This window comes from Actinotalea fermentans, from assembly GCF_007991475.1.
GTDB classification, from domain to species: domain Bacteria; phylum Actinomycetota; class Actinomycetes; order Actinomycetales; family Cellulomonadaceae; genus Actinotalea; species Actinotalea fermentans.
In genome coordinates, this window is record NZ_BJYK01000001.1 from 879351 (window position 1) to 894338 (window position 14988).

Below are 14988 nucleotides of genomic sequence, written 5' to 3' on the forward strand. Positions count from 1 at the left end.
TCGCCGCATGATCAGCACCGTCCTCGTCGAGCACCCGTGGCTCACCCCGGCAGCCCTGGCCGGCCTCGTCGCCGCTGCGCTGCTCGCCGGCCACCTGCTCGTCCCGCGACGTCGCCTGACGTGGGTGCTCGTGGGGGCCTCCCTGCTCCCCGTCCTCGCCCTCACGCTCGTGCCGGTCGACCGAGAGCTCTTCGCGACCTGCACGGTGCAGTGGGCCCTGCCCACCCCCGGCCGCGTCGAGCTCATGGCGAACGTGGTGCTGTTCGTGGCACCCGCGCTGCTCGTGGGCGTCGCGACGCGCCGCCCTGGCCTGGCGCTGCTGGCCGGCTCGGGCGCCTCGGTCCTGCTCGAGGCGGTCCAGGCGCTCGCGCCGGCCATCGGCCGATCGTGCGACACGAACGACTGGCTCTCGAACACCCTCGGCGCCCTCGTGGGCGCGGCGCTCGCGTGGGTCGTGCTGCGCCGTGCGTCAGCGTCCCGGACCAGCTCCGCGTCCCACGCGCCGCACGGGACGGCGGATCAGCGGGTCTGAGCGAGCCAGGCCGCGAACATCGCGGCGTACGGGCCCTCCTGCGCGACGAGCACCGCGTGGGGGCCGACCTGCACGACCCGCCCCTCCTCGACCACGACGACGAGGTCGGCGGCCTCCGCCGTCGACAACCGGTGCGCGATCGTGATCGTCGTCCGGCCGTGGCTGAGCTGGTCCTGGGCGCGCGCGATGCGCACCTCCGTGGCCGGGTCGACCGCGCTGGTCGCCTCGTCGAGCACGAGGACGTCGGCCGCTGCCACGTGGGCCCGCGCGAGCGCGACGAGCTGGCGCTCTCCGGCTGACAGGCGCTCCCCGCGCTGCCCGACGTCGGTGAGCACCCCGTCGGGCAGGTCCGCGAGCCAGTCGGCCAGGTCCAGCTCCGCGAAGGCGCGCTGCGCGACCGCGACGGCGTCCTCGGTCGTCGGACCGGCTCCGGCGGCCGGTCCCCGCAGGCCGTACGCGACGTTCTCGGCGATGGTCCCGTCGAAGAGGAAGCCCTCCTGCGGGACGACCACGACCCGCGCGCGCAGGTCCGCCAGCGCCAGCTCGCGCAGGTCCGTCCCGTCGAGGAGCACCTGCCCCTGTGACGGGTCGACCAGCCGGGTGACGAGGCGGGCGAGCGTCGTCTTGCCGGAGCCGGTCGCTCCCACGACGGCGGCCCGCACGTGCGCGGGCACCACGAGGTCGACGTCCCGCAGCACCGGCGGGCCGTCCGGGTAGGCGAACCCGACACCGCGCAGCTCCACGCGCCCGGCGCCTCGCGGCGTGGCGCGGCCCCCGCCAGGTGGGTCGGCGATCTCCGCCTCCGTGTCGATGACGCCGAGCACCCGCCGCCAACCCGCGAGCGCGTTCTGGAGCTCGTTGAGGATCTCCGTCGCCATCTGCACGGGTCCCGTGAAGAGCTGCACGAGGAAGAGGAACGCGAGGAGACGGCCTGCCGTGATCTGCCCGTCGACCCCGAGCAGCGTCCCGACGACGACGACGGCGGCGAGCACCAGGTTCGCGACGAGGACCCCGGACGAGAAGACCAACGAGACGCGGGTCTGCGCGCCCACCTGCGCGTCACGCGTCGCGCGCACGGCCCTGTCGATGCGGCGCTCGGTGCGGGCGCCGACGCCGTACGCGCGGATCGTCTCCGCCCCGACGACCGCCTCGGAGATCGCCCCGAGCATCGCGCCGGTGCGCACCCGCACCGTGGCGTAGGCAGCGCTCACGCGCTTCTGCGCCGGCCGCAGGACCAGGACGAGCGGCAGGAACGCCAGCCAGACGACGATCGCGAGCGGCCACGAGTACACGAGCATGAGCGCGGTCGCCACGATGATCTGCAGCACCGAGACGAGCAGCATGATGCCGCCCCACTGCACGAACAGCGAGATCGTGTCGACGTCACCGGTGACCCGGGAGACGAGGCTCCCCCGGCGCTCGGTGCCTTGGGTGAGCACCGAGAGGTCGTGCACCCGCCGGAACGCCGCGACGCGCAGGCCGGCCAGGCCTGCCTCGCTGCGCCGGAACAGCCGCACGTTCACGGCGGCGGAGCACACGCCCGCGACCACGAGCGCGACCGCCGCGAGCGAGACGAGGAGCGTGACCCGGGAGACCTGCGGGCCGCCGTCGGCGAGGACGCCGGTGTCGATCGTCTGCTGGACCGCGATGGGGACGACGACCCGCCCGCCCGCGGCGAGAGCGGCGAGCAGGAGGGTCACCCCGAAGCCCTGGGCGATCTGCGGCGACACCTCCAGGCCCCGCCGCAGGGTGGCGAGCGAGCCGAGCGTGCTCGTGGTCTCGAGCCGGACACCGCGCGCGTCCCCGCTCATGCGCTCACCTCCTCGTCGCCCGCGTCCTGGGCGCGCCGCTCCGAGTCGCGCAGGTACGCCGTCGCGAGCTCGGCGTAGCCCGGGTCGCGCGCGAGCAGCTCGTCGTGCGTGCCGTGGTCCACCACGCGCCCGGCGGCCAGGTGCACGACCTCGTCCGCGAGCAGCACCGACGACATCCGGTACGCCACGAGCAGCACGGTCGGGCCGCCGCCGGGGCCCCAGGCCGACCCCAGACCGCGCAGGATCTGCTGCTCGACGCGCGGGTCGACCGCCGACGTGGCGTCGTCGAGCACCAGCAGGCGCGGGCGGCGCACGAGAGCCCGCGCGATCGCGAGCCGCTGGCGTTGACCGCCGGAGAGGTTCGCCCCGCGCTCGCCCAGCGCCGCGTCGAGCCCACCCGGCAGGCCCCGGACCACGTGGTCGATCCGCGCGGTCGCCAGGGCCGCCCACACCTCGTCGTCGCTCGGCGCGGCAGGGTCGTCGCCGTCGGCGAGCGTGACGTTCGCGCGCACGGTGTCCTCGAACACGAAGGTCTGCTGGGCGACCAGGGCGACGTGCCCGGCGACGTCGGCGAGGTCGCGCAGGTCGACGCCGTCGAGGAGGACCTGCCCGGCGCTGGGGTCCCGCAGCCGGGCCAGCAACCCCGCCAGGGTGCTCTTGCCCGCCCCGGTCGGGCCCACGAGGGCGACGGTGCGTCCGGGTGCCAGCTCGAGGTCCACGCGCGACAGCAGGTCGACGGACCCGTCTGCGCCCGGGACGGTGAGCGTCACGTCACGGACCGTCACCCGCAGACCCCCGCCGGCCGCGCCCAGCTCGTGGGTGCCGGTCGGCATGTCGTTACGCGCGTCGAGGACCCGGGCGATGCGGTCGTAGCCCACGAGGGCCCGCGGGAGCTCACCCAGCACCCAGCCGAAGGCCCGGACGGGGACGGCCATGAGCGTGAGCAGGTAGCCCGCCGAGACGATGTCGCCCGCACCGACGGCGCCCGCGGCCGCGCGGTGGGCGCCGACGAGCAGGACGGCGAGCGTCCCCAGGCTCGGCAGCAGCTCGATCACCGGGTCAAACAGCGCGCGAACCTGGCCGACCCGCACGTTCGCCGCGCGGAGCTCGTCCGCCTTGGCGGCGAACCGGGCCTCCTCGCGGTCGGCGGTCCCGAGGGACTTCACCAGCAGCGCCGCCTCGAAGCTCTCGTGGGCGACGTCGGAGACGGCGGCGCGCAGCTGCTGCGCGCGGGTCGCCGCCGGGGTCATGTAGCGCTGGAAGACCACATTGGCCAGCACGGCGATCGGGAGGACGGCCAGCGCCGTGACGGCGATCCAGACGTCGACGGCGACCAGGGCCACGGCTGCCACCACGATCATCACGACCACGCCCAGCGCGAACGGCAGCGGGTTGAAGACGCCGGTCGCCGCCTCGACGTCCGAGCTCGCGTTGGCGAGGAGCTGACCCGTGGGGTGCCGCCGGTGCCACGACATCGGCAGTCGCAGGTACTGCCGGGTCACCGCACGCCGGTGGTCCGCACCGATGTCCGAGTAGCCGATCCCGGCGAAGATCCGTCGCCCGGCGACCCCGACGGCGAGCGTGACCGCCACCGCGACCAGCACGAGGCCCGCCAGACCGAGGTTGCCGCGCGCGTCGGCGTCGCCCGCCAGCGCCGGGACGACGACCCGGTCCGTGACCTCGCCGAGGACGCGGCTGACGGCGACGGTCGCCGCACCGAACACGCCCGACAGACCGACGGCGAGCACGTAGGTGCCCGGGTGCGCCCGCATCCCCCGCCAGATGACGAGCCACGAACGGCGGACGACACCGCCGGTCAGGACAGCGGGGCGGACCGCCTCAGCGCCGACTGGTCCGGCGCCCGGGCGCACGCGCACAGCAGTCCTTCCGTCAGGCCGTCGGGGAGTGATCCAGCATCTCACGGGCCCAGCGGGCCGCTCGAACCGATTCTGCCGACGGCCGAAGGCTCAGCGCACCTCGACGCCGGCGGCCCGCAGGTGCGCCTTCACCTGCCCCACGGTGAGCGCGCCGAAGTGGAACACGCTGGCGGCCAGCACGGCGTCGGCGCCCGCCCGCACGGCCTCGAGGAAGTGGTCGGGCCTGCCCGCTCCCCCGCTGGCCACGAGCGGGACCGCCACCTCACGTCGCACGTCGGCGATCATCTCGAGGTCGAAGCCCGCCGTCGTCCCGTCCGCGTCCATCGAGTTCAGAAGGATCTCGCCCGCACCGAGCTCGACGGCGCGCCGCGCCCACTCCACGGCGTCCAGGCCGGTCCCGCGCCGTCCCCCGTGCGTCGTGACCTCGTACCCCGAGGCGGTCGGCGGGCCGTCGGTCACTCGCCGGGCGTCCACGGACAGCACCAGCACCTGGCTCCCGAAGCGCTCGGCGATCTCGGAGACCAGCTCCGGTCGCGCGATCGCGGCGGTGTTGACCCCGACCTTGTCGGCACCGGCGCGCAGCAGCCGGTCGACGTCCTCGACCGCGCGCACGCCACCGCCCACCGTGAGCGGGACGAAGACCTCCGAGGCCGTGCGCTCGACGACACCGAGCATCGTGGCCCGGTCCCCGGACGAGGCGGTCACGTCGAGGAACGTGATCTCGTCGGCACCCTCGGCGTCGTACCGGCGGGCGAGCTCGACCGGGTCACCGGCGTCGCGCAGACCGCGGAAGTGGACGCCCTTGACGACGCGACCGGCGTCGACGTCCAGGCAGGGGATCACGCGGATCGCGGTCATGCGCCGTCACTCACCGAGGCGGGGTCGCCGGAGGCGGCGAGGATGTCGACCACGAACACGAGTGTCTCCTCCGCGAGCTCGTTGTCCGTCCCGCGCCACGCCAGGTCGGGTGGCACCACCAGGAGCACCTGCGAGCCGATCGTCTGCTCGACGAGCCCGGCGTCCCAGCCCTGCATGACCGATCCGACGCCGATCGGGAAGGAGGCCGGCAGCTTGCCCTCCTCCCAGGTGGAGTCGAACACGGCGCCGTCCGTCCACTTGACGCCGACGTACTGGACCGTGATCACCTGGCCCGCGGCGACCTGGGGGCCCGTGCCACGGATCAGCGGCTGCACGACGAGGTCGGTGGGCGGTGCGGCGCCCTCCGGCATCGTGACGCTCGGCTTCCCGCGCTCGTCGAGGTCGACCACGGGCAGCCCGTCGCGAGGCGGCTGCTCCTCGCCCGAGGCGCGGGTTGGCAGGATGTCGAACACGGCGACCGTCGGCGCACCCGAGCTGCCGTCGGGCGGCACCAGGTGCAGGATGCGCGACCCGACGCGCTGCCCGTCCAGCGCCTGGTAGATGTCGACGCCGAGCGCCTCGGCGCTCAGGAGGTAGGGGCGCGGCTCGCCCGAGTACGTCTCGTTGATCACGGAGCCGTCCGCACCCGACACGGCGTAGAAGTCGAGCAGGATCGGCTGGCCCTCCTCCACCTTGGGCCCGGTGCCCTCGCGGATCACCTGCACCGACGGCTCGGTCACCACCAGGGGCTGCTCGAACGTCACCTCCGGGGCGACGCCGAACTCGCCCGCGACGGTCACCTCCCCCGGCACGACCTCGGGCTCCTCGGAGCAGCCCGCCAGGACGGCGAGCAGCACGACGGCGACGACCGCCGCGAGCGGACGGCGCGAGCGCAACCTCACATCGACTCCATCAGTCGGTCCACACGCTCGTCGGTGGCGCGGAACGGGTCCTTGCACAGCACGGTGCGCTGCGCCTGGTCGTTGAGCTTGAGGTGCACCCAGTCGACCGTGTAGTCGCGCCGGGCCTCCTGGGCCCGCCGGACGAAGTCGCCACGCAGCTTGGCGCGCGTGGTCTGGGGCGGCGTGGCGGTCGCCTCGAACACCTCGAGCTCGCTGACGACGCGCTCGACCAGCCCGCGTGCCGCCAGCAGGTTGTACAGCCCCTCGGTCCGGGAGATGTCGTGGTAGGCGAGGTCGAGGCGGGCGACCCGGGCGTCGTCCAGCGAGAGACCGTGCTTGGCGCGGTACCGCTCGATGAGCCGCAGCTTGATCACCCAGTCCAGCTCGCGGTCGACGAGGTCCAGCCGTCCCGTGCGCACGGCCCGCAGCCCGCGCTCCCACAGGTCGAGCACCTGCTTCACGACGGGGGTGAGCTCGACAGCGTCGACGACGTGGGCCTGCACCCAGCCGAGGTACTCCTCCTGGATGTCCAGCGCCGAGACCGTCCGACCGTTCGCGAGGGCGACGGGCGCCGTGCCCGTGAGGTCGTGACTGATCTCCCGGATCGCTCGCATCGGGTTCTCGAGCGTCAGGTCCCGCAACGGGATCCCGGCCTCGATCAGGCGCAGGACGAGGTCCGTCGCGCCGACCTTGAGCAGCGTCGTGGGCTCCGCCATCGAGGAGTCCCCCACGATGACGTGCAGCCGCCGGTACCGCTCCGCGTCGGCGTGCGGCTCGTCCCGCGTGTTGATGATCGGCCGGGAGCGGGTGGTCGCGCTGGAGACCGACTCCCAGATGTGGTCCGCCCGCTGCGAGAGGCAGTACACGGCGCCCTTCGGCGTGGGCAGCACCTTGCCTGCGCCCGTGAGCACCTGGCGAGTGATGAGGAACGGCACGAGCACGTCGGCGAGCCGGCCGAAGTCGCCCTGGCGACGGACGAGGTAGTTCTCGTGGCAGCCGTAGGAGTTGCCCGCCGAGTCGGTGTTGTTCTTGAACAGGTGGATGGTGCCGGGGACCCCCTCGTGCTCCAGCCGCTGCTGGGCGTCCACGACGAGGCCCTCGAGGATCCGTTCGCCGCCGCGGTCGTGCGCGACGAGCTGCGGGACGTCGTCGCACTCGGCCGTCGCGTACTCGGGGTGCGACCCGACGTCGAGGTACAGGCGCGAACCGTTGCGCAGGAACACGTTCGACGACCGTCCCCAGGCCACCACCTTGCGGAACAGGTAGCGCGCCACCTCGTCCGCCGAGAGGCCGCGCCCCGTCGTCACGGCGCACGTGACGCCGTACTCCGTCTCCAGCCCGAAGATCCGTCGATCCACCCGCTCGCCCCGCTCAGCTCGCCGACGGCGGGTCGGCCGGCTGCTCGGTCGCCACGCCGAGCAGGTCGACGAGCTGCGGCGCCGCGAGGCGCCGGAACGCACGACGCGGCCGCGTGCGGTCGAGCACGGCCACCTCGAGCTGAGCAGGCTCGAGGACGCGGTCCTCGCCACCCGGCTGGGTCCCGAGCACCCGCACGGCCAGCTGCACGGCCTCGGCCAGCGGCATGCCCGGCCGCCAGTCGGCGGCCACCCGCTCCGAGAGCGCCTCCGCCTGACCGCCCATGACGACGGTCCCCCGCTCGTCCGCGACGGAGCCGTCGTAGGACAGCCGGTAGATCTGGTCCTCGTCGGCGGTGCGCCCGACCTCGGCGACGACGAGCTCGACCTCGAGCGGCTTGGACTCGGTGGTGAACACCGTGCCGAGCGTCTGGGCGTACGCGTTCGCCAGGGCCCGGGCCGACACGTCGGTCCGGTCGTAGGAGTACCCGCGCAGGTCGGCGTAGCGTACGCCGGCGACGCGCAGGTTCTCGAACTCGTTGTACTTGCCGACGGCGGCGAACGCGATCCGGTCGTAGATCTCGGAGATCTTGTGCAGCGCCCGCGACGGGTTCTCCGTGGCGAACGCGATCCCGTCGTCGTAGGCGAGCACGACGACGGAGCGGCCGCGGGCGATGCCCTTGCGCGCGTAGTCCGCCCGGTCCTTCATCAGCTGCTCGGGCGAGACGTAGAACGGCATCGTCATCGCGGGTCACCTCCACCGGGCTCGGTGACGCGCCGCATCGCCTCGATCTCGGCGACGGTGCCGGCCAGTCGCGCATCGGGCACCCGCAGGTAGCCCGCGCCGGTGACGGTGGCCACGACGGGCCAGATCCGCCGCGTCGTGTCGGGGCCGCCGGTGGCGGAGTCGTCGTCGGCCGCGTCGACGAGCGCGTGCACCGCGGCCTTCACGGCGTCCTCGGCCGACATGCCGGGCCACCAGAGCTTCTTCAGCGAGCCGCGCGCGAAGGCCGAGCCCGATCCGACGGCGTGGAAGTCCGTCTCCTCGTAGCGGCCGCCGGTCACGTCGTAGCTGAAGATCCGGCCGGCCTTGCGGTCCAGGTCGTAGCCGCCGAACACCGGTACGACGGCCAGGCCCTGCATCGCGAGCCCGAGACTCCCGCGGATCATCGTCGCGAGGCGGTTCGCCTTGCCGTCGAGGGACAGCAGCGTGCCCTCGATCTTCTCGTAGTGCTCCAGCTCGAGCTGGAAGAGCCGCACGAGCTCGATGGCGAGCCCGGCGGTCCCGGCGATGCCGACGGCCGAGTACTCGTCGGCCGGGAACACCTTCTCGATGTGGTGCGAGGCGATGGTCGGGCCCGCGGTCGCCCGCCGGTCGCCCGCCATGACGATCCCGCCGTCGAAGGCGAGCGCGACGATGGTGGTGCCGTGCAGCGCGCCGGTCACCTCGCCGGGCGGCAGCGTGCGCCCCGGCAGCAGGGACGGGTCGTGCGCAGCGAGGAACTCCCAGAACGAGGACGTCCCGGGCACCGTGAACGAGGCCGGCAGACGGCCGTGGGTGTCAGGCGTCATCGCGCCTCACTCGCCGCCCTTCTGCACGAACCCGCGCACGAACGACTCGGCGTTCGACTCCAGGACGTCGTCGATCTCCTCCAGGAGCTTGTCGACCTCGGTGTCGCGCGCCTGCGGCGCGGCGGCGGGGACGGGCTCCGGCGCGCCCTCGGGCTCCTCGGCGTCACGGTGGTGCTCGCGGTGTTCCTGACCGGCCATGATCGTTCCCCTGTCCTCCGGCGCCGCCCGTGCGGCGGGTGATGACACGTCGATCCTAGGCGGCGGTGCCGACGACCCGCGCGGGGGTTCCGGCGACCGCGCTCGGGGTCACCCGCCGGCGAGCCGCTGGACGAGCGTGTCGGCGTCCGGGCAGGCCTCGAGCAGCGCGCCCACGTGGGCGCGCGTCCCGCGCCACGGGTCGCGCAGCGGCACGCGGCGCAGGGAGGCGTGGCTCGGCACGTCGAGCACCACCGAGTCCCAGCTCGCCGCGCGGACCTGGCCGGGGAAGCGACGCACGACCGTGCCGCGGAAGTAGGCCCGGGTGTCGTCCGGGGGCTCGTGCACCGCGCGCGCGGCCTGCTCGTCGTCGACGAGCCGCTCGACCGCGCCTGCGGCGAGGAGCCGGTGGTACAGGCCCCGCTCGGGTCGCACGTCGGACCACTGGATGTCCATCGCCGCCAGCCGCGGGTTGTCCCAGCCGATGTGGTCCCGGCTGCGCATCGCCTCGAGGAGGCGCAGCTTCGCCACCCACTCGACCTCCCTGGCGCACGACGTCGGGTCGTCCGCCAGGCGCTCGAGCACCGAGTCCCACCGGGCGAGCACCTCGGCCGTGTCGGCGTCGGCGCGCCCCACCGCGGTCCGCACCGCGGTCAGGTACGTCCGCTGGATGTCGAGCGCGGTCGCCGTGCGCCCGCTCGCGAGCTCCAGCGGCTCGCTCAGGGTCAGGTCGCGGCTCACCCGTCGCACCGCGTCGACGGGGTCGGCGAGCCGCACCCCCGGGACGAAGTCCAGCAGCGCGGGACGCTCCTGGGCCTGCTCGACGAGCCACAGCACGAGCGACGTCGTGCCCAGCCGCAGGTACGTGGCGACCTCGAGGAGCGTCGCGTCCCCCAGGATGAGGTGCAGGCGGCGCCAGCGCTTGCGGTCGGCGTGCGGCTCGTCGCGGGTGTTGACGATGGGGCGGCGCAGCGTCGTCTCCAGGCCGACCTCGGCCTCGATGTAGTCCGCGCGCTGGGAGAGCTGGAAGCCGGGCACCTCGCCCGTGGGCCCGATGCCGACGCGCCCGGCACCCGCGAACACCTGGCGGGTGACGAGGAACGGCGTCAGGGCGTCGACGAGGTCCTCGAAGGGGACGGAGCGCTCGACGAGGTAGTTCTCGTGCGTCCCGTAGGACGCGCCCTTGCCGTCCACGTTGTTCTTGTAGAGCACGACGTCGGGCATGGCCGGGTTGGCCGCGAGCGTGCGCACCGACGCGAGCATCACCCGCTCCCCCGCCTTGTCCCACAGCACGGCGTCGCGGGGGTTGGTCACCTCCGGCGAGGAGTACTCCGGGTGCGCGTGGTCCACGTAGAGCCGCGCGCCGTTCGTGAGCACCGTCGTCGCCGCCCCCGGGTCCTCGTACTCCTCGACGTCCGGCCGGTCCAGCGAAGCGGTCCCCCAGGACCGGCCGTCGGCCGGCGTCACGCCCTCGTCCGGGCCCGGTGGCGCGGCGTGCGCGGGGTCGTCCGTGAGCAGCGACGGGTGGGCCGCGCCGCGGTCGAGGCGGAAGCCCCGCGCGTCGGCGAGCGGGTCCTCGTCCGCGTAGTCCCACCGCGCGTGGCCGGCGGCCGCCGACGTCAGCGCGGTGTACGCGGCCACGACGTGGCTCGACAGCAGCATCGGGTTGCCGCCCGCGCGGCCGGCGGCGAGGACGCCGTACTCGGTCTCGATCCCCATCACGCGGCGCACGGTCACGCCGGTCAGCCTAACCAGCGCACGTGAGCGGGACGTCCCGCTCGACGAGCGCTCCCTTCCGGGCTGGTCTGGTGCGTGGTCCCACCCGGGTGGGGCGACGTCACAGGTACTGGCCGGTCGGCGTCACCGTCTCGATCGTCCGCCCGCTCTCCTTGCCGCCCTTGCCCTGGACGATCGTCCGGATGAAGACGATGCGCTCGCCCTTCTTGCCGGAGATGCGGGCCCAGTCGTCGGGGTTGGTGGTGTTGGGCAGGTCCTCGTTCTCCTTGAACTCGTCCACGCAGGCGGCGAGGAGGTGGTCGACCCGGATCCCCTTGTGGCCGGTCGCCAGCAGCTCCTTGATGGCGGTCTTCTTCGCGCGGTCGACGACGTTCTGGATCATCGCGCCGGACGAGAAGTCCTTGAAGTACAGGACCTCCTTGTCGCCCGAGGCGTAGGTGACCTCGAGGAACTCGTTCTCGTCGGTCTCGGCGTACATTCGCTCGACGGCACGCGCGATCATCGCCTCGACCGTCGCGACGGCGTCGCCCCCGTGCTCGTCGAGGTCGTCGCCGTGCAGCGGCAGGTCGGGCGTCAGGTACTTGGCGAAGATCTCCCGCGCCGCCTCGGCGTCGGGCCGCTCGATCTTGATCTTCACGTCGAGCCGGCCGGGCCGCAGGATCGCCGGGTCGATCATGTCCTCGCGGTTCGAGGCGCCGATGACGATGACGTTGTCCAGGCGCTCGACGCCGTCGATCTCGCTGAGCAGCTGCGGCACGATCGTCGTCTCGACGTCGCTCGAGATGCCCGTGCCGCGCGTGCGGAACAGGGACTCCATCTCGTCGAAGAACACGACGACCGGGTGGCCGGCGGCCGCCTTCTCGCGCGCACGGGCGAAGATCAGCCGGATGTGCCGCTCGGTCTCGCCGACGTACTTGTTGAGGAGCTCCGGACCCTTCACGTTGAGGAAGAAGCTCTTGGCCGGCCGCCCGTCGGTCCCGGTCCCGCGCATCTCCGCGAGCGAGTTCGCGACGGCCTTGGCGATGAGGGTCTTGCCGCAGCCCGGCGGCCCGTACAGCAGGACGCCCTTGGGCGGGCGCAGCCCGTGCTCGCGGAACAGCTCCGGGTGCGCGAACGGCAGCTCGACCGCGTCGCGGATCTGCTCGATCTGCGGCCCCAGCCCGCCGATGTCGGAGTACCCGATGTCGGGCACCTCCTCGAGGATGAGCTCCTCGACCTCCGAGCGCGGCACGCGTTCGAAGACGAACCCGCTGCGCGTCTCGACCGTGAGGGCGTCCCCGACGCGGAGCGGCTCCTCCCGCAGCGGTCCGGCGAGCCGCACGACACGCTCCTCGTCGGCGCGGCCGATGACGAGGGCGCGGTCGTCCCCGATGAGCTCCTTGACGGTGACGATCTCCCCGACGGACTCGTACCTGCCCGCCTCGACGAGCGCCAGCGCCTCGTTGAGCTTGACCTCCTGGCCCGGTCGCAGGGCCTCGAGCTCGACGGTGGGCGCGACCTGGACGTGCATCTTGCGCCCTTGGGAGATGATCTCCGCGCTGCCGTCGGCGCGCGCGGCCAGGAACGTCGCGAACGTCGCGGGCGGTCGCCCCAGGTCCTCGAGCCTGCGCTGGAGCTCGACGATCTGGTCCCGCGCCTGGCGCAGGGCGTCGGCGAGGCGCTCGTTCTTCGCCGCGAGCACGGCCGCCTGCCGGGCCGCGTCCGTGCGCGCCTCGACCCCGCGTGCCGGGTCCGTCTCGGGGTGCTGGCTCATGACCGCCTCCGCTCTCGTGGGACCAGGACTGACCACGACCCTATGCAGAAGCGTCAAGCCGAAAAGGCCGCCGCGCTGTTCCCGACGGCCGACGTCTCAGTCCTCGGCCTCCGCCGACGGCACCTCGTCGTCCGCGTCCGCCTCGGGCCGGCCGGCGGCCGCCCCGGCGGGACGCGCCCGGCCGAGCTCGCGCCGCACCCGCCGCAGCTTCTTGTCGGAGACGGTCCGCTCCCCCAGGTCCTCCTCCGTCCAGTCCTCGCCGTACGCCCCCTTGGCGGGCCGACGACGGCGCAACGGAACCGGGACGCCGTCAGCCATCCGCCGGGTCGTCAGGAGGAAGCCGGTGTGGCCGATCATGCGGTGCTCGGGGCGGACCGCCAGCCCCTCGAGGTGCCACCCGCGCACCATGGACTCCCAGGCGGACGGCTCGGTGAACCGGCCGTCGTCGCGCACGTCCTCGGCCAGCCGCGAGAGCTGCGTCGCCGTGGCGACGTACGCGATGAGGACGCCCCCCGGGGCCAGGGCGTCGGCCACGACGTCGAGGTTCTCCCACGGCGCGAGCATGTCGAGCACGACGCGGTCGACGCTGCCGCGCGGGGCCGCCGTCGGCAGGACGTCGGCGAGGTCGCCGATGCGCAGCTCCCAGGCCGGGTGCGGGCCGCCGAAGAACCCCTCGACGTTGCCCTGGGCGATGTCGGCGAAGTCCTCGCGACGCTCGATCGACAGCAGGGAGCCGCCGTCCCCGACGGCGCGCAGCAGGGACATCGTCAGCGCGCCGGAACCCACGCCCGCCTCGACGACCCGGGCGCCCGGGTAGATGTCGGCCATCGCGACGATCTGACCTGCGTCCTTCGGGTACACGACGGCGGCGCCGCGCGGCATCGAGAGCACGTAGTCCGCCAGCAGCGGCCGCAGGGCGAGGTAGGCGACGTCGCCGGTGCTCACGACGACCGAGCCCTCCGGCGCCCCGATGAGGTCGTCGTGGCGGAAGTACCCGCGGTGCGTGTGGAAGGTCGCACCGGGGCTCAGCGTGATCGTGTGCAGGCGGCCCCGGGGGTCGGTGAGCTGGACGCGGTCACCGACCCGGAACGGCCCACGCCGCTGGCTCGCTCCGGTGGGGCCGTGCTCGGGAACCTCGGGCGTCGTCACGGTGCCCGAGTCTAGGAGTGCGCGGGGATCGCGCGTGCCCGGGAGCGGGAGCGCCGCGGCGCGGCTAGTTACGTGCCCGCAGCGCCGTGACGACGTCCGCGTGCCGCAGCAGGCCGCACAGGCTCCCGTCGGTCCCGCGGACCGCCATCACCGGGGACAGCCGTGAGGCGCGCGCGATGGCCCCCGCGGCCGCCTCGCCCACCGGGCCCGCGTCGACGACGGCGTCCGGGTGCATCGGGACCAGGACCGCCGGCAACGGGGTCGACGCGTGCAGCGCGACCGGCACCGTCGCCACGGCGTCCAGGTCGGCGTAGCCCAGCGGGCGCCCGTCCGGTCCGACGGCGATGACGTCGTCCGCGCCGTCCACGAGGGCGCGCGCGGCCAGGGCGTCCGCGAGCGTCCCGCGGGTGGGCACCACCGCGGCGGGCCGCGCCAGCCGTGCGACGTCGAGCCCCCCGAGCGCACGCAGGCCGGCGGCACGACGCAGGAACGCCCCGGCGCTCGTCCACAGCATCGCGCCGACGAACGCGGCCCACGCCACCTGCAGGACCGCGGGGGCCTCGCCGCGCAGGACGGGCACGACGAGCGTCGCCGCGACGAGGCCGACCCCGACCACGCGGCCGATCCACGCCGCCGCGACCGTGCCCGAGGCGCGCCGCCCGGTGAGCCGCCACACGAGCGCCTCGAGGATCCAGCCGCCGTCCATCGGCAGGCCCGGAAGGAGGTTGAAGACCGTCACGACCACGTTCGCGCCCGCGAGCGAGACCAGCAGCCACGCGGCCGCGCCCCACGGTGGGACGACGGCGGCGGCCGCCCCGGCGACGCCCGCGACGACGAGGTTGGTCAGCGGTCCGGCGGCCGCCACGAACGCACTGGTGCCGGGCGAGCCGGCGTCGTCCATCTCGGTGTGCCCGCCGATGAGCGTGAGGGTCACCTGGCGCACCGGCACGCCGCGTGCGCGGCCCGCGTAGGCGTGCGCGAGCTCGTGCAAGAGGATCGAGCCGTACAGCAGCACGGCCCAGCCCGCCGCCACGAGGAACCCGGCCAGGCGCCCGATCCCGGGGATCGCGGCCGAGGCCGTCGGCCCGAACACCGCGACGAGGAGCAGGGACGCGAACAGCCATCCCGGCCCGAGGACGATCGGGACACCGGCGGCCCGCCCGATCACCCACCCGCGCGTCCGCGCGGGGCGGGACGCGCGCGGTGCTGCGCGGCGGGAGGGCACGTCCACAGCCTACGGTCGCGCC

Annotated in this window: 13 protein-coding genes; 1 reads left to right on the top strand and 12 read right to left on the bottom strand. The window is 74.1% G+C overall.

What is annotated here, in order from left to right; translation table 11 throughout:
- Positions 1-7: 7 nt before the first annotated feature.
- Entirely contained in the window at positions 8-532 is a 525-nt protein-coding gene (locus AFE02nite_RS04065) for a VanZ family protein (RefSeq protein WP_052113640.1), read from the top strand.
- On the opposite strand, the gene AFE02nite_RS04070 is transcribed toward AFE02nite_RS04065, so the two are convergent.
- From AFE02nite_RS04070 to AFE02nite_RS04125, 12 genes are all read right to left on the bottom strand, one after another.
- Complete coding sequence (locus AFE02nite_RS04070) at positions 520-2343, bottom strand: ABC transporter ATP-binding protein (protein WP_146819114.1); 1824 nt, start codon at positions 2341-2343, stop codon at positions 520-522. The two genes, AFE02nite_RS04065 and AFE02nite_RS04070, sit on opposite strands and share 13 nt — an antisense overlap.
- A complete protein-coding gene (locus AFE02nite_RS04075; RefSeq protein ID WP_146819262.1) occupies positions 2340-4115 on the bottom strand; it encodes an ABC transporter ATP-binding protein in 1776 nt (591 codons plus the stop codon). Before AFE02nite_RS04075 ends, AFE02nite_RS04070 begins: the two co-directional genes overlap by 4 nt.
- Before the next feature lie 195 nt (positions 4116-4310).
- Positions 4311-5078: an imidazole glycerol phosphate synthase subunit HisF gene (gene hisF / locus AFE02nite_RS04080; protein ID WP_034245772.1), complete on the bottom strand. Its 768-nt coding sequence runs from the start codon at positions 5076-5078 to the stop codon at positions 4311-4313.
- A complete protein-coding gene (locus AFE02nite_RS04085; protein WP_261765437.1) occupies positions 5075-5980 on the bottom strand; it encodes an FKBP-type peptidyl-prolyl cis-trans isomerase in 906 nt (301 codons plus the stop codon). Before AFE02nite_RS04085 ends, hisF begins: the two co-directional genes overlap by 4 nt.
- Positions 5977-7338, bottom strand: a complete 1362-nt coding sequence (pafA, locus tag AFE02nite_RS04090; RefSeq protein ID WP_034245778.1) for a Pup--protein ligase — start codon at positions 7336-7338, stop codon at positions 5977-5979. The genes AFE02nite_RS04085 and pafA overlap by 4 nt, the downstream gene beginning before the upstream one ends.
- Before the next feature lie 13 nt (positions 7339-7351).
- Positions 7352-8080: a proteasome subunit alpha gene (prcA, locus tag AFE02nite_RS04095; RefSeq protein WP_034245781.1), complete on the bottom strand. Its 729-nt coding sequence runs from the start codon at positions 8078-8080 to the stop codon at positions 7352-7354.
- On the bottom strand, positions 8077-8907 hold the full coding sequence (gene prcB / locus AFE02nite_RS04100) for a proteasome subunit beta (protein WP_034245783.1): 831 nt from the start codon (positions 8905-8907) through the stop codon (positions 8077-8079). The genes prcA and prcB overlap by 4 nt, the downstream gene beginning before the upstream one ends.
- A 6-nt stretch (positions 8908-8913) precedes the next feature.
- The gene (locus tag AFE02nite_RS04105; RefSeq protein ID WP_034245786.1) at positions 8914-9105 is read right to left on the bottom strand and encodes a ubiquitin-like protein Pup; all 192 of its coding nucleotides are present in this window, start codon (positions 9103-9105) and stop codon (positions 8914-8916) included.
- Positions 9106-9213: 108 nt separating this feature from the next.
- On the bottom strand, positions 9214-10839 hold the full coding sequence (gene dop / locus AFE02nite_RS04110) for a depupylase/deamidase Dop (RefSeq protein ID WP_034245789.1): 1626 nt from the start codon (positions 10837-10839) through the stop codon (positions 9214-9216).
- A 100-nt stretch (positions 10840-10939) separates the two neighbouring features.
- On the bottom strand, positions 10940-12592 hold the full coding sequence (gene arc, locus AFE02nite_RS04115; RefSeq protein ID WP_034245792.1) for a proteasome ATPase: 1653 nt from the start codon (positions 12590-12592) through the stop codon (positions 10940-10942).
- Positions 12593-12688: 96 nt separating this feature from the next.
- Positions 12689-13741, bottom strand: a complete 1053-nt coding sequence (locus AFE02nite_RS04120; protein WP_034245794.1) for a tRNA (adenine-N1)-methyltransferase — start codon at positions 13739-13741, stop codon at positions 12689-12691.
- A gap of 64 nt (positions 13742-13805) precedes the next feature.
- Positions 13806-14966, bottom strand: a complete 1161-nt coding sequence (locus AFE02nite_RS04125) for a site-2 protease family protein (RefSeq protein ID WP_146819115.1) — start codon at positions 14964-14966, stop codon at positions 13806-13808.
- Between the last annotated feature and the right edge of the window lie 22 nt (positions 14967-14988).